23 protein-coding genes are annotated in these 20,602 nt (G+C 69.5%); 13 read left to right on the top strand and 10 right to left on the bottom strand.

All coding sequences use genetic code 11. From position 1 onward, the window contains the following. The first annotated feature begins 277 nt into the window (after nt 1–277). Nucleotides 278–697 (top strand): GNAT family N-acetyltransferase, encoded by a 420-nt coding sequence (locus DMC64_RS34230; RefSeq protein WP_125736847.1) that lies wholly within the window; start codon nt 278–280, stop codon nt 695–697. Nucleotides 698–766: 69 nt separating this feature from the next. Here the strand turns inward: DMC64_RS34230 and DMC64_RS34225 are convergent, their stop codons facing one another. Beyond that, complete coding sequence (locus tag DMC64_RS34225) at nt 767–1,291, bottom strand: cysteine dioxygenase family protein (protein ID WP_125736846.1); 525 nt, start codon at nt 1,289–1,291, stop codon at nt 767–769. Nucleotides 1,292–1,386: 95 nt separating this feature from the next. Between DMC64_RS34225 and DMC64_RS34220 the strand changes: the two genes are divergently transcribed. After that, nucleotides 1,387–2,253, top strand: coding sequence for a LysR family transcriptional regulator (locus tag DMC64_RS34220; protein WP_125736845.1), 867 nt, complete (start codon nt 1,387–1,389; stop codon nt 2,251–2,253). Between the two features lie 588 nt (nt 2,254–2,841). Here DMC64_RS34220 and DMC64_RS34215 read toward each other — a convergent pair. Further along, the gene (locus DMC64_RS34215) at nt 2,842–4,125 is read right to left on the bottom strand and encodes an amidase family protein (protein ID WP_125736844.1); all 1,284 of its coding nucleotides are present in this window, start codon (nt 4,123–4,125) and stop codon (nt 2,842–2,844) included. Between the two features lie 101 nt (nt 4,126–4,226). On the opposite strand from DMC64_RS34215, the gene DMC64_RS34210 reads away from it, so the two are divergent. From DMC64_RS34210 to DMC64_RS34195, 4 genes are read left to right on the top strand one after another with little or no spacing between them, the layout of a single operon-like run. Further along, complete coding sequence (locus DMC64_RS34210) at nt 4,227–5,210, top strand: ornithine cyclodeaminase (RefSeq protein ID WP_125736843.1); 984 nt, start codon at nt 4,227–4,229, stop codon at nt 5,208–5,210. Beyond that, complete coding sequence (locus DMC64_RS34205) at nt 5,201–6,547, top strand: Y4yA family PLP-dependent enzyme (RefSeq protein WP_125736842.1); 1,347 nt, start codon at nt 5,201–5,203, stop codon at nt 6,545–6,547. Before DMC64_RS34210 ends, DMC64_RS34205 begins: the two co-directional genes overlap by 10 nt. Next, the gene (locus tag DMC64_RS34200) at nt 6,544–7,602 is read left to right on the top strand and encodes a PLP-dependent cysteine synthase family protein (RefSeq protein ID WP_125736841.1); all 1,059 of its coding nucleotides are present in this window, start codon (nt 6,544–6,546) and stop codon (nt 7,600–7,602) included. The genes DMC64_RS34205 and DMC64_RS34200 overlap by 4 nt, the downstream gene beginning before the upstream one ends. Next, the gene (locus DMC64_RS34195; RefSeq protein ID WP_125736840.1) at nt 7,599–8,981 is read left to right on the top strand and encodes an MATE family efflux transporter; all 1,383 of its coding nucleotides are present in this window, start codon (nt 7,599–7,601) and stop codon (nt 8,979–8,981) included. The genes DMC64_RS34200 and DMC64_RS34195 overlap by 4 nt, the downstream gene beginning before the upstream one ends. Here DMC64_RS34195 and DMC64_RS34190 read toward each other — a convergent pair. Beyond that, complete coding sequence (locus DMC64_RS34190; RefSeq protein ID WP_125736839.1) at nt 8,957–9,898, bottom strand: hypothetical protein; 942 nt, start codon at nt 9,896–9,898, stop codon at nt 8,957–8,959. The two genes, DMC64_RS34195 and DMC64_RS34190, sit on opposite strands and share 25 nt — an antisense overlap. Nucleotides 9,899–10,024: 126 nt before the next feature. Between DMC64_RS34190 and DMC64_RS34185 the strand changes: the two genes are divergently transcribed. Then, the gene (locus DMC64_RS34185) at nt 10,025–10,447 is read left to right on the top strand and encodes a Fur family transcriptional regulator (protein ID WP_037341998.1); all 423 of its coding nucleotides are present in this window, start codon (nt 10,025–10,027) and stop codon (nt 10,445–10,447) included. Between the two features lie 27 nt (nt 10,448–10,474). Further along, complete coding sequence (katG, locus tag DMC64_RS34180) at nt 10,475–12,709, top strand: catalase/peroxidase HPI (RefSeq protein WP_125736838.1); 2,235 nt, start codon at nt 10,475–10,477, stop codon at nt 12,707–12,709. Nucleotides 12,710–12,787: 78 nt separating this feature from the next. On the opposite strand, the gene DMC64_RS34175 is transcribed toward katG, so the two are convergent. After that, entirely contained in the window at nt 12,788–13,570 is a 783-nt protein-coding gene (locus tag DMC64_RS34175) for a GAF and ANTAR domain-containing protein (protein WP_125736837.1), read from the bottom strand. Nucleotides 13,571–13,646: 76 nt separating this feature from the next. Then, nucleotides 13,647–14,030: a VOC family protein gene (locus DMC64_RS34170; protein ID WP_125736836.1), complete on the bottom strand. Its 384-nt coding sequence runs from the start codon at nt 14,028–14,030 to the stop codon at nt 13,647–13,649. An 81-nt stretch (nt 14,031–14,111) separates the two neighbouring features. On the opposite strand from DMC64_RS34170, the gene DMC64_RS34165 reads away from it, so the two are divergent. Both DMC64_RS34165 and DMC64_RS34160 read left to right on the top strand, forming a co-directional pair. Then, nucleotides 14,112–14,663, top strand: a complete 552-nt coding sequence (locus DMC64_RS34165) for a hemerythrin domain-containing protein (protein ID WP_125736835.1) — start codon at nt 14,112–14,114, stop codon at nt 14,661–14,663. A gap of 44 nt (nt 14,664–14,707) precedes the next feature. Beyond that, nucleotides 14,708–15,052 (top strand): STAS domain-containing protein, encoded by a 345-nt coding sequence (locus tag DMC64_RS34160; RefSeq protein WP_125736834.1) that lies wholly within the window; start codon nt 14,708–14,710, stop codon nt 15,050–15,052. Here DMC64_RS34160 and DMC64_RS34155 read toward each other — a convergent pair. Further along, nucleotides 15,049–16,491 carry an aminotransferase class I/II-fold pyridoxal phosphate-dependent enzyme gene (locus tag DMC64_RS34155; RefSeq protein ID WP_125736833.1) on the bottom strand — a complete coding sequence of 481 codons (1,443 nt, stop codon included), beginning with the start codon at nt 16,489–16,491 and terminating at the stop codon, nt 15,049–15,051. The genes DMC64_RS34160 and DMC64_RS34155 overlap by 4 nt on opposite strands. Nucleotides 16,492–16,502: 11 nt before the next feature. Then, complete coding sequence (locus DMC64_RS34150; protein WP_037342007.1) at nt 16,503–16,835, bottom strand: hypothetical protein; 333 nt, start codon at nt 16,833–16,835, stop codon at nt 16,503–16,505. Nucleotides 16,836–17,072: 237 nt separating this feature from the next. On the opposite strand from DMC64_RS34150, the gene DMC64_RS34145 reads away from it, so the two are divergent. Continuing rightward, on the top strand, nt 17,073–17,861 hold the full coding sequence (locus DMC64_RS34145; protein ID WP_037342582.1) for a SigB/SigF/SigG family RNA polymerase sigma factor: 789 nt from the start codon (nt 17,073–17,075) through the stop codon (nt 17,859–17,861). Here the strand turns inward: DMC64_RS34145 and DMC64_RS34140 are convergent. From DMC64_RS34140 to DMC64_RS34130, 3 genes are all read right to left on the bottom strand, one after another. Further along, complete coding sequence (locus DMC64_RS34140; protein ID WP_125736831.1) at nt 17,851–18,582, bottom strand: decarboxylase; 732 nt, start codon at nt 18,580–18,582, stop codon at nt 17,851–17,853. The two genes, DMC64_RS34145 and DMC64_RS34140, sit on opposite strands and share 11 nt — an antisense overlap. A gap of 53 nt (nt 18,583–18,635) precedes the next feature. Beyond that, nucleotides 18,636–19,010, bottom strand: a complete 375-nt coding sequence (locus tag DMC64_RS34135; RefSeq protein WP_037342012.1) for a DUF6292 family protein — start codon at nt 19,008–19,010, stop codon at nt 18,636–18,638. 78 nt (nt 19,011–19,088) lie between these two features. After that, the gene (locus DMC64_RS34130; protein WP_125736830.1) at nt 19,089–19,529 is read right to left on the bottom strand and encodes an Hsp20/alpha crystallin family protein; all 441 of its coding nucleotides are present in this window, start codon (nt 19,527–19,529) and stop codon (nt 19,089–19,091) included. A gap of 106 nt (nt 19,530–19,635) precedes the next feature. On the opposite strand from DMC64_RS34130, the gene DMC64_RS34125 reads away from it, so the two are divergent. Both DMC64_RS34125 and DMC64_RS34120 read left to right on the top strand, forming a co-directional pair. Continuing rightward, the gene (locus DMC64_RS34125; RefSeq protein WP_037342017.1) at nt 19,636–20,250 is read left to right on the top strand and encodes a hypothetical protein; all 615 of its coding nucleotides are present in this window, start codon (nt 19,636–19,638) and stop codon (nt 20,248–20,250) included. Nucleotides 20,251–20,317: 67 nt separating this feature from the next. Further along, nucleotides 20,318–20,506: a hypothetical protein gene (locus tag DMC64_RS34120; protein WP_125736829.1), complete on the top strand. Its 189-nt coding sequence runs from the start codon at nt 20,318–20,320 to the stop codon at nt 20,504–20,506. Nucleotides 20,507–20,602: the final 96 nt, after the last annotated feature.

Below are 20,602 nucleotides of genomic sequence, written 5' to 3'. Positions count from 1 at the left end.
GGTGAAAAGCCGCCACGCGGGGCGCCGGATTTGGGCCGGACGGCGGAACGGGGATACAGATTCCGAACGCGCCGCACCGGACGCGTGGAAAGCCGGGGTCCGGCGCCCGGCGTAACGGACTGGTTGATTTCGTTGGAAAACCCGATGGCGTCCGATATCGACTTCGTGAAGTCGTTTTCCGGGCTCACTCCGGCGATTCACCGTGGGGCCATTGTGGATGGACCGGCTCCGGGTGCGACGCTGTAGGCCGTTGGCATGAGAGAAAGGCAAGCCCGTCATGGACGACTCTTACCGCCTGGAAGCAGGCTCCCCGTCGGTCGACGACTACCTGCGGCTGCGCCGCGAGGCCGGTCTCAGCGAACCGCCGAGGGACCAGGCGGAGCGCGGGGTCGGCGGCGCCTGGACGTCGGTCCGGGTGATCCACCGGCCCACCGGCGAGACCGTCGGGATGGGCCGGGTGATCAGCGACGGCGGGTGGTACTTCCACATCGTCGACATGGCCGTTCTGCCGCCCCATCAGCGCCGCGGCATCGGGGACGCCGTCCTCGATGCCCTTCTCGCGGCGATCGACGCCGCGGCGCCGGGTGCGTACGTCAATCTGCTCGGCGATCCACCCGGATGGCGGCTCTACAAACGCCACGGTTTCGTGGAGACCGCTCCCGGGACCATCGGCATGCGGCGCCAAAACGCCGGATAGGGCGTCCGGGAATCGTGCGCCGATATCGGTCGGGCGCGCTGGGCGAAATGGCCCTGCCGATTGCGCCTTTCACCGCGCGGTGGCGCGCATCCGGTAATTGCGGCGCACGCTGGTCCCCTTGCTCAGGTCGGCGCCGTACACGTGCAAGGTGATGGCGACGGTGTCGCCCGCGTTGTGCACCTGGTGGATGTCGTCGGGCGGCGCGACGCCGCTCACCGACCCCGCCGGGCGTAGCCGCTGGGCCTTCCGGACCAGCCGATCGTCGTCGATGTCGAAGATGGTCTCGGTCTCGGTTCCTTGCAGGACAAGGAATGCGCACCACACCAGGTGATCGTGGATCTCGGTGAGCTGGCCGGGCCGCCACACCAGGGCGACGATCGAAAAGGCGGACTCGGCGTGCAGTGTGGTGCGGGTGTAGCCGTCGGGGGAGCCGGCGCGTTCCGCCGCGGTGAGCAGTTGCGGGGTCGGGCGGAGTTCGGTGAGAACATTCGCCACGGCTTGTGCGGTGACAAGGGGTTCGGATGGTCTTCCGGTGCATTGGATCAGACGTTTGATCAGCTCCGGAAGGCCCGGTCTGAGGGTGGTGACGGTCATTTTCGTTCTCCCTTCTCGTCGTTTCTCATCGTGGTCCGCCGTCCGGGCGGCGTCCAATGACGACGTTCTTTCCTTGACATAGATATTCTTTATCCATGCTGAATCTGGTGCAGCTCATGGTGCTGGCGGCGGTCGCGCGGCACGGTTCGATGACCGCGGCGGCGAAGGAACTGCACTACACGCAGCCGGCGGTGAGCCACCATCTCGCGAGGTTGGAGGCGGCGACGGGCGCGAAGCTGGTCCAGCGGATCGGCCGCGGCATCCGGCTCACCCCCGAAGGGGAACTGCTCGCCACTCGCGCCGCCGAGATCGTCGGCCGGGTCGAAGGCGCCGAAGCCGAGTTGGCGGCGCAGGTGGGCTTGCGCGCCGGGCGGGTCCGGATGGCAGGGTTCCAGTCGATCCTGAGCACGATCGTCCCCGACGCGGCCGCGACGCTGGCCCGCGCGCATCCCGGACTCGAACTGGGGCTGGTGGACGAACATCCGGGCGAGGCGCTGCGCATGCTGCGGGAGGGGCGGATCGACGTCGCCTTGATTTTTCGGTACGCGGACACGCCCCGTGAGGAGCAGGGGCTCCGGCTCGTGCACCTGCTGGAGGACCCGATCTACCTGCTCACCAGCGAACCGGGGCAGACCATCGCCGATCACCGTGACTCGACCTGGATCGGCGGCTGCGCCCGTTGCCAGGACGAACTCGTCACGATCTGCGGGCGGGCCGGGTTCGCCCCGCGTATTTCGATGGTCAGCGACGACATCGTGGTCATGCAGGCGCTGGTCGCGGCCCGGATGGGCGTCACCACGCTGCCCCGGCTGGCGCTGCGCGCGCATCGGATGCCCGGTGTGCACGCCACCGAACTGGCCGAAGACCCGCGTCAGATCTACGCCGTCACCTACGGCGATCCGCCCGACCCTCCGGCTGCGGCGGCGCTGATCGACGCGCTTCGGGCCAGCATCCGGGCTTAGGTCGGGGTTCTGAAGTACCTGAAGGCCCCCTTCACTGCGCTAGACGCGGTGAAGGGGGCCTTCATGTACTTGGGAAGGTGTGAAGGTCGAGTTCCCTCGGCTGAGCCGAGGGAAGGGGCCCTTCACGCGCGGCCGCTGTGACTGCTGGGGCCGGCGGTGTTGAAGAGCCGCAGGTGGCGATCCTGAAGGTAGTGAAGGCCTCCTTCACTACCTTCAGGGTCAGGGTTCCGGCAAAGTCGCCTATTCGCTGGTCAAGTGGGCAACGGAGGCACTCGCCACGGTGGTCTGACTCCTTTCCCGACTGTCCACAAGGGACTCTTCCAGGGTGAGAGTGCCCGATTTGGGTGTTTCGCAAAGGGGTCGTGAGTGGCAAAGAGGGTTAGAACGACCTTTACCACTCACGACCCCTCGGCATAATCACCCATTTCGCCATGAATGGGACATTCGGTCGCCGAGAAGTGACCACAGTGGACGGTTGGAGCCCGTTCGACTCCCGTCGACCAGGGGCAACCAAGCGTTGGACCTGCGCTTATGTGACTTTGCCGGAGCTCTGACCTTCAGGGTAGGCAAGGAGGCCTTCACGGACCTCTACAGAACCCGCTCGACGAAAGCCCCCACGCCCAGCAACTTCCGGTCGTCCTCGACCAGACCGTCGAGTGCCAGCCCGGCGGGCAGCCCATCGCGTGCGCGCCCCATCGGAACGGTCAGGCCGGGGAATCCCGCGATACTGCCGGGCTGGCAGTTGCGGATGAAGGTGGGGAAGGTCGGCACCTCGCGCCCTCGGTGCACGAAGCTCCCGACGGCCGAGAAGTCCCGGGCCGTCGCCGGTGTGGTGGGGAACGCCAGCGCGTCGATGCCGTTCTCGTCGAAGATCTTCGCGTAGGTGCGGCGCAAGGCGGAGCGGGTGGCGAGGGCCGCCTCGTAGACCGCGGGCTCGACGCCCGGCACGACCGCCTCGGCGAAGATCGCCCGGACGTCGGGTGCGGCGATCTCGCGGACGAGCCGCTCGAACGAGACCTCGGGTACGTGCTCGGCGAGGTAGGACCGGAGCCCGACGCCCGCTTCGTGGATCACCAGCGGCATTCCCTGATCGGCGACGAGTTCGGCGAGGGGCGTGTCGTCGAGCGGCACCAGGGTGACGCCTGCCGCGCCCAAGCGGGCGAGCGCGGCCTCCCAGAGTTCTTCGACGTCTTCGGACAGGTCGCCGGTCAGGAAACCGTGCGGCACACCCAGCCTGACCGACGTGCTCTCGATCAGCGGTGCCGGCTCTTCCGCCGCGAGGACCGCGTCGAGGAGCGCGAGATCGGCGACCGTGCGGGCGATCGGTCCGGCCGTGTCCCGCGTGCTGCTCAGCGGCGTCATGCCGTCGGACGGGTACCGGCCCGTGGTCGGCCGGAAGCCGCAAACCCCGTTGAGCGCGGCGGGAACCCGGGCCGAACCGCCGGTGTCGGTGCCCAGGCCGGCCGGCACGATGCCCGCCGCGACGGCGACCGCGGTCCCGCCGCTGCTGCCCCCGGCGAACCGGGACGGGTCGCACGCGTTGCGCAGCGGGCCGAGCGGCGTCGTGTCGCAGGTGATGCCGAGGGCGAGTTCGTGCATGGTCGCCTTGCCGACGACGACGGCGCCCGCGTCGGTCAGCCGCCGGACCACGGTCGCGTGCTCGCGCGGAACGTGGTCCGCCAGCGCCGGGGTCCCCGCGGTGTTCGGCATCCCGGCGACGTGGATGTTGTCCTTGACCACCAACGGGATCCCGCTGAGCGGGCCCGCCGGCGCGGCCGCGTGATCGTGCGGCGCCAGATGGCCGATCGCGTTGAGATGCCGCACTTCTTCCGCTCGCGCGCGGCTTTCCGAAGCGCTCCAGGGTCCACTCACGGCCGCCAGCCTAGCGTGACAAGGACCACAGTCATCGATAAAGACAATCATTTTCATTAAGCTGCGGCGCGCCACCTTCCCACGAGAAAGGTCGATCGTCCATGAGCTCCGGTCCCTCGCTGCACATACTCACGCGCTCGGATCTGCACAGCCTCGAACTCACCCCTGGCGAGGCGATCACGATGGTCGAAGACGGCTATCTGGCCTACGCGGCCGGGGCGTCGCGGAACCCGGCGAAGCTGATGGTGCCGATGCCGGATCCAGCGCGGGACGCCGTCGCGTACTCGATGCTCGGTTACGACGGTTCCCTCGAACAGGCCGCGTTCAAGACGAGCTACCGCCAGGGCAGCACGTCGGCCGAGAAGTACTACACGACCATCACCCTGTACGACGACACCACGGGCCTGCCGTTCGCGCTCATGGACTGCCACCGCGTCGGTGCCACCCGTACGCCCGCGAGCACCGCGTTGATCGCGCGGTCCTGCGCTCGGCCGGGCGCGCGATCCGCGCTCATGGTCGGCACCGGCGCGCAGGGGATCCGAACGCTGCCGTACCTGCTCACCGCGCTGCCGGAGCTGGAGCGGCTGCGGCTGTTCGGCACGCATCCCGACGGTCTTCGCGACAGCGTCGCCGCGCTGAAGGAGCGCTTCCCCGACCGCGAGGTCGAACTCGTCGACGACGTGGAGGCCGCGGCGCGCGAGTCCGACATCGTGGTCGCCGCGTCGGGCCGGGCGGCCCACCCGAAGATCCGCCTCGGCTGGCTGCCGCCGGGCGGGCTGCTGATCTCGGTCGCCAGCAAGGGAGTCCAGGAAGGCACGCTCGCCGAGGCCGACTACACGGTGGCCACCAGCGGCGCGCAGGTCGAGGTGACCGGGCAGCGGATGGCGGGTCCGGACGGCGTGTTCCGCATCGACGCCGAACTCCCGGAGATCCTCGCGGGCAAGGCTCCCGGCCGCCGCGGCGACGAAGACCGGGTTTTCGCCTTCAGCAGCGGCATGATCATCACCGACATCCCGGTGGCGCACGCGCTGGCCGCCCGCGCCATCGCCGCGGGCCGCGGCCGCGAGGTGGCCCTGTGGACCTGATCGACACCCTGTCCCCGCCCCTGCCCGCGCTCGAACGTCCCTGGGCACGCCGGCTGCGTGACTCGGAGACGCTGTGGGAGATCGCCCGCGGGGTCGGCGGCGGTCCGTTCCACGTGATCCATCCGGCCACTTTTTCCGAGAATCTCGGGGGAATGGTCGACGCGCTCGCCGCCGAACGCGTCGAAGGCACCGTTTACTACGGGAAAAAGGCGAACAAGGCGGCGGCCTGGCTGCGGGAGTGCACGCGTCCCGGCACGGGGGTCGATGTCGCGAGTGTGCCCGAACTGGTGCACGCCCTCGGAAACGGTCTGCGCGGCGAGTCGATCGGGGTCACCGGCGCCGCCAAACCCGACGGCCTCCTTTGGCTCGCCCTGCGGCATCGCTGTCTCATCGCGGTGGACGCGGCCGACGAGCTGGAACGCGTCGTCCGGCTGGCCACCGAACTGGGGGAGACCGCCGAAGTGCTGCTGCGGGTGCGGCCGCCGTCCGCGCCGGAAAGCCGGTTCGGTTTCGCGCCCGACGCGGTGAAAGCGGCGGTGCGACAGTGCGGCGGCCCGGTCGTCTTGCGGGGTTTCTCGTTCCATCTCGACGGATACGACTCCGTGCCGAGGGCGGAACTCGCCGCGTACCTGATCGATCTGTGCCACGACGCCCGTGCGCTCGGACATCCCGCGTCGAAGATCAGCGCGGGCGGCGGGATCGCCGTGTCCTATGTGGACGCCGGTGACTGGGCGCGGTTCGAATCCGGCAGGCACGACGGCTGGTTCCACGCCGGCCGCAATCCGGCCAGGACGTACCCGTACCACCAGGCGCCGACCGGGGCGGCGATGGTGACCGCGATCCTCCGGCACGAGATCGCCGGGAAGACACTGGCGGAGCGCCTGCGCGCGGCCGGGATCGAGCTGCTGCTCGAACCGGGCCGGGCCCTCGTCGACGGCGCCGGGTTCTCGGTGTTCCCGGTGCTGGGCTGCAAACCGGCCGAAGACCACCTGATCACCACGGTCGCGGGCCTGTCCATGAGCCTGTCCGAACAGTGGAAGGGCAGCGAGTTCCTGCCCGACCCGCTGCTCGTGCGCCGGGACGGACCGGGCGGCACGCCGGTGCGGACCATCGTCGCCGGGTCGAGCTGCATGGAGTACGACGTGCTGACCTGGCGTGCGGTCGAGCTGCCCGCGCGGCCGAGGACCGGCGACCTGCTCGTGTACCCCAACACGGCCGGCTACCAGATGGACAAGAACGAGAGCGGTTTCCACCAGCTTCCGTTGCCGCCGAAAGTGGTGGTCGACGGCGGTCGCTGGCACCTCGACACCGACCACCCGATCCAGGAGATCCGATGACGATCGTCCGGCGCGCGTCCGACCTGATCGGGAACACGCCGCTGCTGGAGCTCGCGCGCACCGGCACCGGGACGCGCCTGCTGCTCAAACTCGACCACCTCAACCCCACCGGCTCGTGCAAGGTGCGCATGGCCAGGCAGATGATCGACGAGGCGGAGCTCGACGGACTCCTGCGGCCGGGCGGGCATATCGTCGAACCCACCTCCGGCAACACCGGGAACGGGCTCGCGCTGGTCGCGCTGGAACGCGGCTACCGGTTCACCGCCGTGGTCGATCACCACGCCGCCCGCGAGAAACTCGGCATGCTGCGCGCGCTCGGCGCGGAACTGGTGTTCGTCGACTGCCCGCCGGACGGCGGGGTCAGTTCGGTCCAGCGGCGGCGGGTCGCGGCCCGCATCGCCGCGGAAACCGGTGCCTACCATCCCGATCAGCACAACCATCCCGGCAACGGCAACGGCTACACCGGGCTGGCGCGGGAACTCCTCGACCAACTCGGCGACGTCGACGTGCTCGTCGCGGCGATCGGCACGGGCGGCTCCCTGTGCGGTACGGCCCGCGCCCTGCGCACGGCGGGAGCGGGCACCCACGCGGTGGCGGTCGAACCCGTCGGCTCGATCATCTTCGGTGGCGCGCCGGGGATCTACCACCAGACCGGGGCGGGCAGCCCGGCCGGTTTCCCGATCGGGGACAACGTCGACCGGTCGGTGATCGGCGAAGCCCACCGCGTTTCCGACAGCGACGCGTTCGCCGGGGCCCGCGTCGTCGCCCGGCGCACCGGCGTGCTGGTCGGCGGGACCACCGGCGGCGCGATCCACGTCGCGCTGCGGCGGCTTTACGCGTATCCGGCCGGAAGTGTCGTCGTGGTGCTGTGCAACGACGCGGGGGAGAAGTACCTCGATTCGGTGTACGACGACGAGTGGCTGCGTGCCAGGGGCGTACTCGACGAACTGGCCCACCGCCGGATGGACCGCTGGTTCGCCACCTACGCCGAATCCGTGAAGGTCGCCACGCGCGACCGGGCGGTGCGCCGGACCCCGGTGGCGGTGGGCGGATGAGCACGGCGGTGACGACCCGCGGCTACCGGGCGCTCGCCGGGCTGGCCGCGCCGATCGCGGGAATCCAGCTGGCACAGGTCGCGCTCACCAGCGTCGACCTGGCCATGCTCGGACTGCTCGGGGTGACCGCGGTGGCGGCCGGCGGGCTGGCGATCCTGCTCTACAACCAGATCCGCACCATGTGCGTCGGCATGGTCACCGGCGTCGGGAACCTCGTGGCGACGGCGGCCGGGGCCGGGGAGCTGCGCACCGGCACCGGCGAACTCGACGAACGGGCGCGGGACGAGATCCGGTCGCTCCTGCGGTCGGCGCTGCTCGTCGCGACCCTGACCGCGGCACTCGGCGCGGCCGTCCTTTGTGGACTCGCCGCCGCGTTGCCCTCGCTCGGCCAGAAACCGGAGATCGTGTCGCTCGCCGGTCCGATGATGTTCGCGCTGGCCGGCGGGCTGTTCCCGATGGTGTGGCTCAACGTGGTGCGCCAGTTCGCCGTCGGGTTGCGGCGTCCGGGTTCGCTCCTCGCCGTGACGCTGGTGTCGATCGCGGTGAACGCCGGCCTCAACGCCGCCTTCATCTACGGGTGGGCGGGCCTGCCCGAGCTGGGCGTCGCCGGTATCGGCCTGGCGACGACCTTGGTCCAGTTCTTCACGCTCGCCGTGTTCGCCTCGGCCCTCCGTCGGGATCCGCTGTTGCGCCCCATGGTGTCCCTCGCGCTGTGGCGCGCGGACCGGACGGTGGTCCGGCGCATCGTCCGGCACGGGACGCCGATCTGCTTCACCTACGGTTCGGAAGCGGCGATCACCTCGATCGCGACGATGCTGATGGGTGCGTTCGGCCCGGCGATGCTCGCCGCGTCGAACGTCGCGAACCAGCTCGCCTACATCGTCTACCAGGCCAACATCGGACTGTCGCAGGGATCGTCCATTTTGGTCAGCCGCGCGGTCGCCAGGGACGAACGATGGCGGGTGCCGGTGATCGCCCGCCAGGCGTTCACCCTCTCCTGGTCCTTGATGGCGGTGGTGAGCCTGGCGTACCTGCTGGTGCCGCAGGTGCTGCTGTGGCCGTTCCTGCACGACGAGACCGACACGGTGGTGCTCGGCACGGCGTCGACCCTGCTGGTGTTCGCCATCGCGCAGCAGTACGGCAAGGGAACGCAGAACATCCTCGTCGGCCTGCTGCGCGGGCTCGGTGACACCGTTTCCGGCCTCCGCTGCACTCTCATCGGGTACTGGGCGGTCGGCGTGCCCGCGATGTTCTTGTGCGCCTACGTGTTCGCCTGGGGCGGCTGGGGGGTCTGGGCCGGGCTGTGTCTCGGCTTCGCGGCGACCGCGATCCTGCTCGGACGGCGTTTCGCCGGTCAAGGGGCCGGTTCGGCGCGATAGCGGTCGATCCGGGCGAGCAGGTCGCGGGAGGCGGGATCGGCGTCTCCGCGCAGAAGTGCCGCCAGCGGCGCGAGGCGGTCCTTGGTGCGGGTGGAACCGAGGCCCCGCGCGAGGTCCAGCGCCTCGTCGCCGATGCGGACGGCTTCGTCGAAATCGCCTTGGAGCGCGTGGTTCTGCGCGAGCATGATCAGGGTGAGCGCGAGGCTGCGGGACATGTCGACGCCGTAGCCGTCGACGGCGTCGCGTAACCGCGCGATCGCTTCTTCGCTGTGCCGGGAGGCGACCGTCCTGGCCAATTCGGTCAGGACGGTCCCGCGCATCGCGGCCATGTCCGTGGTGCCGAAGAAGGCTTCCCACGGCCGTGGCGCCGCCCAGGTGCCCGCGTTCTCGAACTCGCACTCCGCCCGCGCCAGGCTCGTGAGGGCGGCGCGCTCGTCGCCCGCCTTGGCCAGTGCCCACGCCTCGTTGACCGTCAGGATCGCTTGTGCCCGCAGGGAACCGCAGCGGTGGGCGGCGGCTTGGCCCTGACGGAGATGGTCCAGCCCGCCTTCGACGTCGTCGTGGTGCAGCGCCAGCCTGCCGAGGCGGTAACAGATGTTGGCCATGAGATCGTCGTTGCCCGCCGCGGCGGCGAGGCCGAGCGCGCGATCGAACCGGAGCCGTGCCGGGACGGGGCGGCCGATGTCGAATTCCGTCCAGCCCAGCAGATTGTGCAGATCCGCGAGCACGGTCAACAGCCGGGACCGGAGCCCGCCGGGGACGGCACCCCAATTGAGCAGCAGGCTGACCGACTTCACGACGTGCACCGCGTCGCGGGAAAAGGCGCCGCCCTGCCGATAGTCCAACGCGCGCAGCGTATCGACCGCGTTTTCGAGACATTCGACGTCGGCGACACCGATCCGGCCGGTCGTTGTCATGAACTCACCTCACGCAAGTCATGGCTCGGTCCACGACTACCCGGTGTCAGCGCGTTCGAAACCGGCCTTCACTCCCCAGGGTTCTTGATTTGACCCGTTCCAAAGACGCTCTTATCGTCCTTGGTGATGTCCGACTTCGAGGCACAGCTGCGAGCGGTTTCGTTGCGCGTGACGCGGCCTCGGCTGGCCGTGCTCGCGGCACTGCGCGATCATCCGCATGTCGACACCGAAACGGTGATCACGCTGGTGCGGGCCGATCTGCCGACGGTCTCGCACCAGGCGGTGTACGACGTCCTGCGAGCGCTCACCGAAACCGGTCTGATCCGGCGGATCCAGCCCGCCGGCGCGCTCGCCCGTTACGAGACCCGGGTGGGGGACAACCATCACCATGTCGTGTGCCGTTCCTGCGGGGCGATCGCGGATGTCGATTGCGCCGTCGGCCATGCCCCCTGTCTCACCGCTTCGGGCGATCACGGATTCGTGATCGACGAGGCGGAGGTCGTCTACTGGGGCCTGTGCCCCGGCTGCGCGGCCGAACCTGTCCAGTGATGAATTCGCCTGCTCGGAAGGAAAGAAATGAGTGACAACCCGGAGAAGGGCTGCCCGGTGGCCCACGACTCCGTGACCGCGCACGGTAGCGAGAGCGAGAACCCGGCGATCGACTCGCCGACGCCCAAATCGGGCGGCCGCCCGCGCACCAACAAGGACTGGTGGCCCAACCAGCTCGACCTCTCGGTGCTGCACGCCCACTCGTCGAAGTCGAACCCGCTCGGCGCGGACTTCAGCTACGCCAAGGAATTCGCCAAACTCGACGTCGAGGCCCTCAAACGCGACATCACCGAGGTGCTCACCACTTCGCAGGACTGGTGGCCCGCCGACTTCGGCCACTACGGCGGCCTGATGATCCGGATGAGCTGGCACGCCGCGGGTACCTACCGCATCCACGACGGCCGAGGCGGCGCCGGTGACGGCGCGCAGCGGTTCGCCCCGCTCAACAGCTGGCCCGACAACGCCAACCTCGACAAGGCACGGCGGCTGCTGTGGCCGGTCAAGGAGAAGTACGGCCAGCAGATCTCGTGGGCCGACCTGCTCGTGCTCGCCGGGAACGTCGCGCTGGAGTCGATGGGGTTCAAGACGTTCGGCTTCGGTTTCGGCCGCGTGGACACCTGGGAGCCCGAGGAGATCTTCTGGGGTCCCGAAGACACCTGGCTGGGTGACGAGCGTTACGCGAGCGACACCGAGATGGTCCCCGACGTCGGCGCGACCGAGATGGGCCTCATCTACGTCAACCCCGAGGGTCCCCGCGGCAACGCGGACCCGGCCGCCGCGGCGCATTTCATCCGGGAGACCTTCGCCCGGATGGCGATGAACGACGAGGAGACCGTCGCGCTCATCGCCGGGGGCCACACCTTCGGCAAGACCCACGGCGCCGGTATCGCCGACGACCACGTCGGCCCGGAGCCCGAAGCCGCCCCGCTCGAGACGCAGGGCCTCGGCTGGCTGAGCACCCACGGCAGCGGCAAGGGCGCGGACACGATCACCAGCGGCCTCGAGGTGACGTGGACGGACAAGCCGACGCAGTGGAGCAACCGGTTCTTCGAGATCCTCTTCGGCTACGAATGGGAGCTCACCACCAGCCCCGGCGGCGCCAAGCAGTACGTCGCCAAGGACGCCGAGGCGATCATCCCGGACGCCCACGACCCGGCCAAGAAGCACAAGCCGACCATGCTCACCACGGATCTGGCGCTGCGTGTCGACCCGGAGTACGAGAAGATCTCGCGCCGCTTCCTGGAGAACCCGGACGACTTCGCGCTCGCGTTCGCCAAGGCCTGGTACAAACTGCTGCACCGCGACATGGGCCCGGTCAGCCGTTTCCTGGGGCCGTGGGTGCCCGAACCGCAGCTGTGGCAGGACCCGGTGCCGGACGTCGACCACGAACTCGTGGGGGACGCCGACATCGCCGCGCTCAAGACGAAGGTGCTCGAGTCCGGGCTCACGATCGAGCAGCTGGTCGGCACGGCGTGGGCGTCCGCGGCGAGCTTCCGGTCCACCGACAAACGCGGCGGCGCGAACGGGGCCCGGATCCGCCTGGCGCCCCAGCGTGACTGGGAGGTCAACCGGCCGGAGCAGCTCGCGAGCGTGCTGGAGACCCTGGAGGGCATCCAGCGCGAGTTCAACGACGCCGGTGGCGCCAAGATCTCGCTGGCCGACCTGATCGTGCTGGCGGGCACGGCCGCCGTCGAGAAGGCGGCGCGCGACGCGGGCACCGACGTGACCGTGGCGTTCCACCCCGGCCGCACCGACGCCACCCAGGAGGACACCGACGTCGAGTCGTTCGCGCTGCTGGAGCCGCGTGCCGACGGGTTCCGCAACCACCTGCGTCCCGAGGAGAAACTGCAGCCGGAGGTCCTGCTGGTCGAGCGTGCCTACATGCTCGACCTGACCGCGCCCGAGATGACCGTCCTCGTCGGCGGCCTGCGTGCGCTCGGGATCACCGCCGTCGACACCCGGCACGGCGTCCTCACCGACCGGCCCGGCGTGCTCACCAACGACTTCTTCACCAACCTCCTCTCGCCGGGCACCCGGTGGAAGGTGTCGGAGTCCGAGGAGAACGTGTACGAGATCCGCGACGCCGCCACGGACGCGGTGAAGTGGACGGCGACCGCGGTCGACCTCGTTTTCGGCTCGAACTCGCAGCTGAGGGCGCTTTCCGAGGTGTACGCGGGTCAGGCCGGGCGGGAGCGGTTCGTCGCGGACTTCGCCAAGGCGTGGACCAAGGTCATGGAACTGGACCGGTTCGACCTCGACTGACGCCGGTACAGCTGGACGTGACTCGCGTGAAGGCCTCCTTCCCTCGGCTCAGCCGCGGGAAGGAGGCCTTCACGCGCATCAAGGGGTGTCGAGCTCCGAATGCCGGCTGGCCAGGGTCTGGGCGACTTCGGCGAGTTTGACGTTGAGGTCCTGGGAGGTCCGGCGCAGCAGGTCGAAGGCCTCGTCGGCGGTCAGGCCGCGACGTTGCATGAGGATCCCTTTCGCCTGACCGATGACGTCGCGCGATTCGACGGCCCGCCGGAGATGGCTCGACTCCAGCTCCGCCCGGCTCACGGCGTTGGTGCTCGCCAGCGCGAGCGAGCCGTGCGTGGCCAGCAGGAGGGCGGAGTCCTGGGCCTGCGAGTCGAGGGCGCCGGGGCGGTGGCTGTAGATGTTCAGCGCGCCGGGCATCCTGGGCGGGTTCGCGTCGGGCATCAGCACGGTGGACAGGATCGCGGTGTAGCCGTGCCGCACGGCCGCCGCGGAGAAATCCGGCCACCGCTTCTCCGCCTTCAGATCCTCACTGCGGATATAGCCGGGGCTTCCGCTGTCGGCCGCATCGACGCAGGGCCCCGTTCCGGCGCGATACTGCACCTCGTCGAGTTCCAGCGCCACCTCGCCGGTCGAAACCGGGGTGTGGAAGGTCCCGTCCGGGGCACGGAGGGTGACCGACACCAGATCCGCGCCCGGGACCACCCGGTACGCGGCGGCGACGACCTGTTCGAGGACCTGGGCCGGTGTCGAGGCGGCCAGGAGCAGGCGCGTGAGTTCGACGAACTGGCCTGCCAGCGGGCCCGCCGAGGTGTACTCGCCGGAGCCGAATTCGTCCTTGTCGCGTTGCCACAGTCTTTCGTCCGCCATCAGCTGACCATCCCAGTCGGGTTCGATGTCCTTCGCCGGTTACCCGGTGGGGCCGCGGGCCAACCAGTGGCTCGTCCTAAGTGGACGGTTCTACGCGCCTGCGAAGCAGGCAGAACACGTTTCCTTCGGGGTCGGCGAGCACGTGCCACGACTCTTCCCCGGTCTGGCCGACGTCGGCGGGGCGGGCCCCGGCGGCGAGCAACCGCTCCAGCTCCGCGTCCTGGTCGCGGTCGGTGGGGTTCACGTCGATGTGCAGGGGGAGTTTGCCCGGTTTCGGATCGTCGCTGCGGCTCAGGATCAACGTCGGCTGCGGGCCGCCGAAACCGACGCCGGGCGGGCCGATCTCGATGTCTTCGCCGTCCTTGCCGATCTCGACGTATCCGAGCACTTCGCACCAGAACGCCGCCATCCGGACCGGATCGGCGCAGTCGAGGATGAGTTCGGTGATACGGCAGGCCATACGGCCGAGGATAGCCCGGTTGAATCCGCGCGGAACGGGTATCCGGGTGCGTCGAGTTGATCCCGAACCGAGGAGGCGGCCGTGGCGGGCGACGTCGTGGACTTGATCATGCAGGACCACCGCGAGGTGGAGCGGCTGTTCCGCGAACTCGAGCGGCATCCCGAGAAACGGCCACTGCTCGTCCCAGTGCTCTCGTCGCTGCTCACCGCGCACAGCCGCGCCGAGGAGGCCGAGGTGTACCCGGCCGCCAAGGGCGAGGCGGGCGAGGCCGAAGACGTCGCGCACGGCCAGAAGGAACACGCCGAAGCCGAGCAGTTGCTCGCGAAGCTGAACGAAACCGAGCCCGAATCGAAGCAGTTCGAGAAGGTGCTCTCCGACCTCGTCGAGGCCGTCACGCATCACGTGAAGGAAGAGGAATCCACCGTCCTGCCGAAGATGCGGCGCGAGCTGAACGAAGCCCGGCGACGCGAGCTGGGGCAGGCTTTCGTGAGCAGCCGGACCGCGCATCTCGGCGACCGTCCCGGTGAGGCCACCAAACGGGAGTTGCTGACCCAGGCGCGCAACGCGGGCGTGACGGGTGCTTCGAAGATGGACAAGGACGAGATCGCGCGCGAGGTGGCCAAGTCTTCCTGATCGCGACGGTTGCGGACCGGACCGTCCCCTTCTACCGTCGATGAATGGCGATCGACTCCGAAGCCGGGCAGGCCGCTCCTCTCGTCGTGGCCGAGGCGGCCCGCTCCGAAGACGCGATCACCGTCGAGGTGGCGGGTGACATCGACATTTCGACCAGCCCCCGGCTCCGGGCCGAGCTGTTCGAGTTGCTGGCGCACGCCCCCGGCAGCGTGGTGGTCGACATGACCGGTGTCGGTTTCTGCGATTCGTCGGGGCTTTCCGTGCTGGTACAGCTGAACCGGCAGTGTCAGGAGTCCGGGGTCGACCTGCGTTTCGCGCCGTCCAAGGTCGTGCGCCGGGCCATAGAGCTCACCGGGCTGTCGCCGACGCTGAAGATGGCGGGCGACTAGCCGACGACGCGGACGGTGCCCAGCTCGGGATCCGCGGCGTCGTAGATGAACATACCCGTCCGCACGCCGGTGTGGAGATAGTCGATGATCGCCTCGGTGAACACCTCGCCGGGAGCGATCGCCGGAACCCCTGGTGGATAAGGGCTGATCATCTCCGCGCTGACGCGTCCCTCGGCCTTGTCCAGTGGTACGTGCTCGGCCTCGGCGAAGAACGCGTCGCGCGGCAGCATCCGCATTTCCAGCGTCAAGTCCGCCCCGGAGGGCAGGTCGACCGGCGGGCGCCGCTCGAAGTCGTGGTCCGTCAGCCCGCGCAAACCGTGCAGCAGGGCGGAAACGGTGTCCTCGTCGTCGGCGTGGGTGATCTGCGTCGCGATCCGCCGGTGATCGGACAACCCCACGTGCAGGTGGTGTTCGGCGAGATGGTCCGCCGCCTGATAGCCGGTGATACCGAGCTCGGCGACGTCGATCACGATCTTGAGGGGATCGTGTTCGAAGGCGAGCGGGTGGAACTCCTCCGCCAGCGCGTGGAGACCGGAGATGCCTTCGATCTCGTCGCGTGCCCGGGCCGCCAGTGTCAGCGCCTTGCCCAACAGTTCTTCGCCGTGCTCGACCATCTGCCTGCGCCAGCCGTCGAGGGAGGCGAACAGCAGGGCGGAAGTGCTGGTGGTGCCCAGCAGGTCCTCCCTCGCTTTGAGCAGATCGGGTGACACGCGGTCACCCCGCAGGTGGAACACCGAGGCCTGCTCCAGCCCGCCGCCCATCTTGTGCGTGCTGGTGACGCACAGGTCGGCTTCCCCGTCCATCGCCCAGGTCGGCAGGTCGTCGTGGAACGGGTAGTGCGCGCCCCACGCCTCGTCGACGATCAGCGGTTTGTCCGCGTCGTGCAGGGCACGGGCGACGCCCCGGATGTCGGCGCAGGTGCCGTAGTCGGTCGGCGTGATCAGCAGCATGCCTTTGACGTCGGGGGCTTCCGCCAGCGCCGCCTTGGTCTCTTCCGGGCCGGGCGGATGCGCCAGATGGTGCTCCTCGTCGTACCGGGGGCGCACCCAGACCGGATGCACCCCGCTGATCACCAGGCCGGCGACGACGGATTTGTGTGCGTTGCGCGACACCAGGAGCCGTTCGCCCGGGCCGGCGACGGCGAGCATGGCGCTTTTGACCGAAAGCGAACTCCCGCAGGTGGAGAAAAAGGTGTGCTCCGCGTCCACCGCGTCGGCCATCAGGTCCTGCGCCTGGCTGAGGATGCCACGTGACATCCTGCGGTCGTCCAAACCGTTGAGGGTCAGCAGGTCCGACGCGAACGCGTCGCGGCCGAGCAGGTCCAGCACACGGGGATCGGCTCCCCGGCCCTGTTTGTGACCCGGCGGGGTGAAGGCCAGCCCGCCCGCGCGGCGGTAGGCCTCGATGGCTTCCAGTACCGGTGCGCGCGAGTGGTCCATCCTGCCTCCGATCAGCGGCCGAGGGCGTTCTGCAGTTCCTTCTTGGTCATACTGGAACGGCCTTTGATGTTGCGCTTCTTGGCCTCGTTGTAGAGCTGGTCCTTGGTCGGCCCGCCGGGACCCTTCCGGTTGCCGGACCGTTGCCCGCCGCGCTTCTGCGGGGAGGTGTCCTTGGTCGAGCTCTTGCTCGCCGTTTTCGATTCACCTGATTGCGCGCGGTTCTTGTTGACCGTTCGCGCCGCGATCTCCTCCGCGCGGCCGGTGCTCGCGCCGCGTTTCTTCTGCGACGACTTGATGTGCTCGTACTGACGTTCGCGTTTGTCGCTCCAGCTCTGTTCAGGCACGGCTCCTCCTTCGTCGTGACCTGCGGATACCCCTTTCGCGCGCCGGTGAATCGGAAGATCACCCGTCCAGGTCAGCGCGGCCAGGCCCGGCGGCGGATGTTTGCCCCGCCCACATCCCGGGTATCAGCTCGACAACGCACGTACGGACGTATGTCAGTCCACAAGGGACGGAGGTTAACTTCGATGAGCGCCCCGCTCCTCATGGAAGACGTCGACCGGACCGTCTCACAGGAGCCCATGCCGCCCGCTCCCCGGGAGCGCCGGACACGGCGGAAGGACGACTACTCGCATTGCCGCCCCTGGTTCGACGAACTGGCCGCGCTGCCCGACGGTCACCCGGACCGGCGGCGCCTGCGGGAGCGGCTGATCCTCGAACTGCTGCCGATCGCCGAGCACATCGCCGTCCGGTTCAGCGGACGCGGCCAGCCGAGGGAAGACCTGATCCAGGTGGCGCGGATCGGCCTGATGAAGGCCGTCGACCGGTTCGACCCCGCGCAGGGCGGGGAGTTCCTGGCGTACGCGGTGCCCACGGTGATGGGCGAGGTGCGGCGGTTCTTCCGCGACACCGGCTGGGCGGTGCACGTCCCGCGCGGGATGCAGGAACTGCGCACCCGGCTCACGCGGGCGACCACGGAACTGACCCAGACCCTCGGTCGCGCGCCGACCCCGTCCGAGCTCGCCGGGCATCTCGACGTGGACGTCGACACCGTCCGTGACGGCCTGCTCGCCGCGAACAGCTACCAGACCTCTTCTCTCGATCGGTCGGTCAACGACGGCGAGGGCTCGCTTCCCCTGTCCGACGTGATGGGGGAACTGGATTCCCGGTTCGAGCACATCGAGGACCGGCACACCGTGGTCCCGCTGCTCCAGCGGCTGCCGGAGCGGGAGCGGGCGATCGTCACGATGCGGTTCTTCGACGGGATGACCCAATCCCAGATCGCCGAACGGATCGGAATCTCGCAGATGCACGTTTCCCGCCTGCTCGCGAAGATCCTGCAGGATCTGCGCGGCAGTCTCAGCGGCTGAACAACGTCCCGAGGCCCTGCCGGACCGGCGGGGTGCCCAGTGCGTGCAGTGCGTCCCAAAGGGTGACCGCGGTGGCCGTCAGCACGGGCTTGCCGAGGGTCGTTTCGAGGTCTTCGAGCAGGGGTGTCGTGTGCAACGCGGTTTCGGGGATCAGGACGGCTTCGGCGTCTTCCTGGTCGGCCGCGGTCGCCAGTTCGGTGATCCGGCGGCGATCCCAGTTGGCGAGGGCGCGGTCCGAAGGCGCGTCGGCGGAGACCGAATGAACGGTCTCGATTCCAGCCTCGGCAAGGAAATCGACGAAAGTCGCGGTCGTGTCGCGGTGATAGACGGACGCGAGCGCCACCCGCTTGGTCCCGAGGTGGGCCAGCGCGGTGAGGTAGGCCAAGGAAGTACTGCGCGCGGGAACGCCGAGCCGCTCGCTGAGCACGCTCGCCTGTTCACGCGCGCCGGCGAGGCCGCGCGTGAAACTGCAGCTGGAGCAGGCCCAGCTGACGACGTCCGGCGCCGTGCCGAACCGCGCGGCGGCCGCGAGTCTCTCCGGCGCACCGAGTTCGCGGACGGCTTCGTGCTTTTCGGCCGGATCGAGGTCGTCGACCCGGCCGATGTTCTCGCCCCACGGGACGTAGGCGAAGTCCACGGTGAGGCCCGGATCCAGTTTTCGCGCGCACGCGAGGAAATCGTCCTCGCCGCAGTCCCGCGTCGGGTACAGCAGGCCGATCACGGCTCACTCCTTCCGGGTCGACGCCCTTCGGAGGTACCCGACGCGAGCCGCCCTCACGCGGCGGGCACGGCGCGGAAATCCGGCGGGGTGAGCTGCCCGACGCGATGGTCGTCCTCGCGGACGGCCTTGACGAAGCGCGCGACCTCGGCGGGCCGCGGCGTGGCGGACTTCCCGCCCAGGTAGCGGAGGACGATGAGGTCCTCGCCGGAATGGGTCTCGATCGCCACGGCCCAGCCGTGGACCTCGTCCCACAGCAGGGCGACATCGCGCTCCGGATGGGTGGCGAGCCGCTCGTCGAGCGCGACATACGCCGAGACCGGGTCGTCGATGTCCACGGTGCAGGACTCGAGGCCGATGCCGAGCACGTCGGTGACCTCGCCGAGATAGCCCCACACGGCGTCCCGGGTGTGCGGGTGGCGGACAGGCATGGTGAGCAACGAGGATTTTCCTTTCTTCCCCGGTCTCGTCCGGTGCGGGACCCGGCGGCCCCGCACCGAACGGGACACTCAGGCCTGGATCTCCTTGCGGTCGGTCGTGGCGCCGGAGATTTCGATGCGCCGCGGCTTGGCCTTCTCGGCGATGGGGATGCGCAGGGTCAGCACGCCTGCTTCGTATCCGGCCGCGATGTGGTCGGTGTCGAGGGCGTCGCCGAGGAACAGCTGGCGCGAGAAGACGCCGAGCGGGCGCTCGGAAACCTGCATCTGCACGTCCTTGCCGGGCGTGGGCCGGCGCTCCGCCTTGACCGTCAGGACGTTGCGTTCGACGTCCAGCTCGATGGCGTCCGCGGCCACGCCGGGCAGGTCGAAGCAGACGACGAACTCGTCGCCGTCGCGGTAGGCGTCCATCGGCATGGTGGCCGGCTTGGACCAGGTCCCCGGGGTCGCGGCGCCGAACATCTGCTGGGTCAGCCGGTCGAACTCGCGGAACGGGTCGGTGCGCATCAACATCGGGTTCCACCTCCTGGGTTCGTTGTCTCTGGTGTCAACACGCACCACTGTTCTAACATGTCATCGAAACGATGACAACCACCGAGTCGTCGATGGGATGACAAAGATGAACGAAGACCCCGCCCGGACCGTGCGTGCGGTGCGCGATGTGGTGGTAGAGGCCCGCTCCGGCGTCTCGGACCCGGAGCGGCTGTTGGCGGCTTTGACGGCGCTGAGGGACGTACGCGAACAACTGGCAGCGTGGGAACCGGAGCTGATCGCGGCGGCACGCGCGGGCGGGACCAGCTGGACCGCGCTCGCCCCGGCCTTGGGGGTCGCGAGCCGTCAGGCCGCGGAACGGCGGTTCCTGCGGTTGCGGCCGTCCGTCAGTGGCGAGAGGACGGGCGAGGCGCGGGTCGACGCGGAACGGGACCGGCGCGCCGGTGACCGCGCGGTCGCGGAGTGGGCTCGCCGCAATTCGGCGATCCTGCGGCAACTCGCCGGTCAGGCCGGCGCGCTGCCCGGGCTGGACGCCGAGGCCAGGGAAAGCGCGGACAGGCTGAGCGCCGTGCTCGGCGAGGACGACGTCACCGGCCTCCTCGCGCCGATGGCCGACCTGCGCGCCCGTCTGCCGCGCGAGCACAACGGATTCGCCGAACGGCTCGGGGAGATCGGCATGCACACCGAGCAGGTCCGGCGGGAGGCCGTCGACGACCGGCGGGATCGCCAATCTTCGCGGTGACGTGGGTGTGAAACCGGTGCGGAGCGGGTATCCGCGGCCGTCCCTCGAGCGAGCCGGAGGTCTTCCGATGCTGGTCCGATCCGATTCCCCGCCGACGGCCGACGTCATCGGTCTGGCGCTGGAAGTGCTTGCCGCGCAAGGACTGCGTGGGGAGGCCGCCCGTGCGGCGCTCGCCGCGATGGCGCGGGAACGGGGGCTGCCGGTCAAGCGGTGCGCCGCGCTCATCGTGGCGGCCGTCGACGGCCGGACGGGGTAGTTCGCCCACGCGTCCGAGGTGCGTGGGCCGAAGGCTCCCTTCGCCGCGTGTGATGCGACAAAAGGAGCCTTCGCCCCCGCCGTCCGGGTGGTCGTG

Origin of the sequence: Amycolatopsis sp. WAC 04197, from assembly GCF_003947475.1 — a bacterium.
Lineage (GTDB): Bacteria > Actinomycetota > Actinomycetes > Mycobacteriales > Pseudonocardiaceae > Amycolatopsis > Amycolatopsis japonica.
This window is presented reverse-complemented; position numbering and strand designations above follow the sequence as displayed.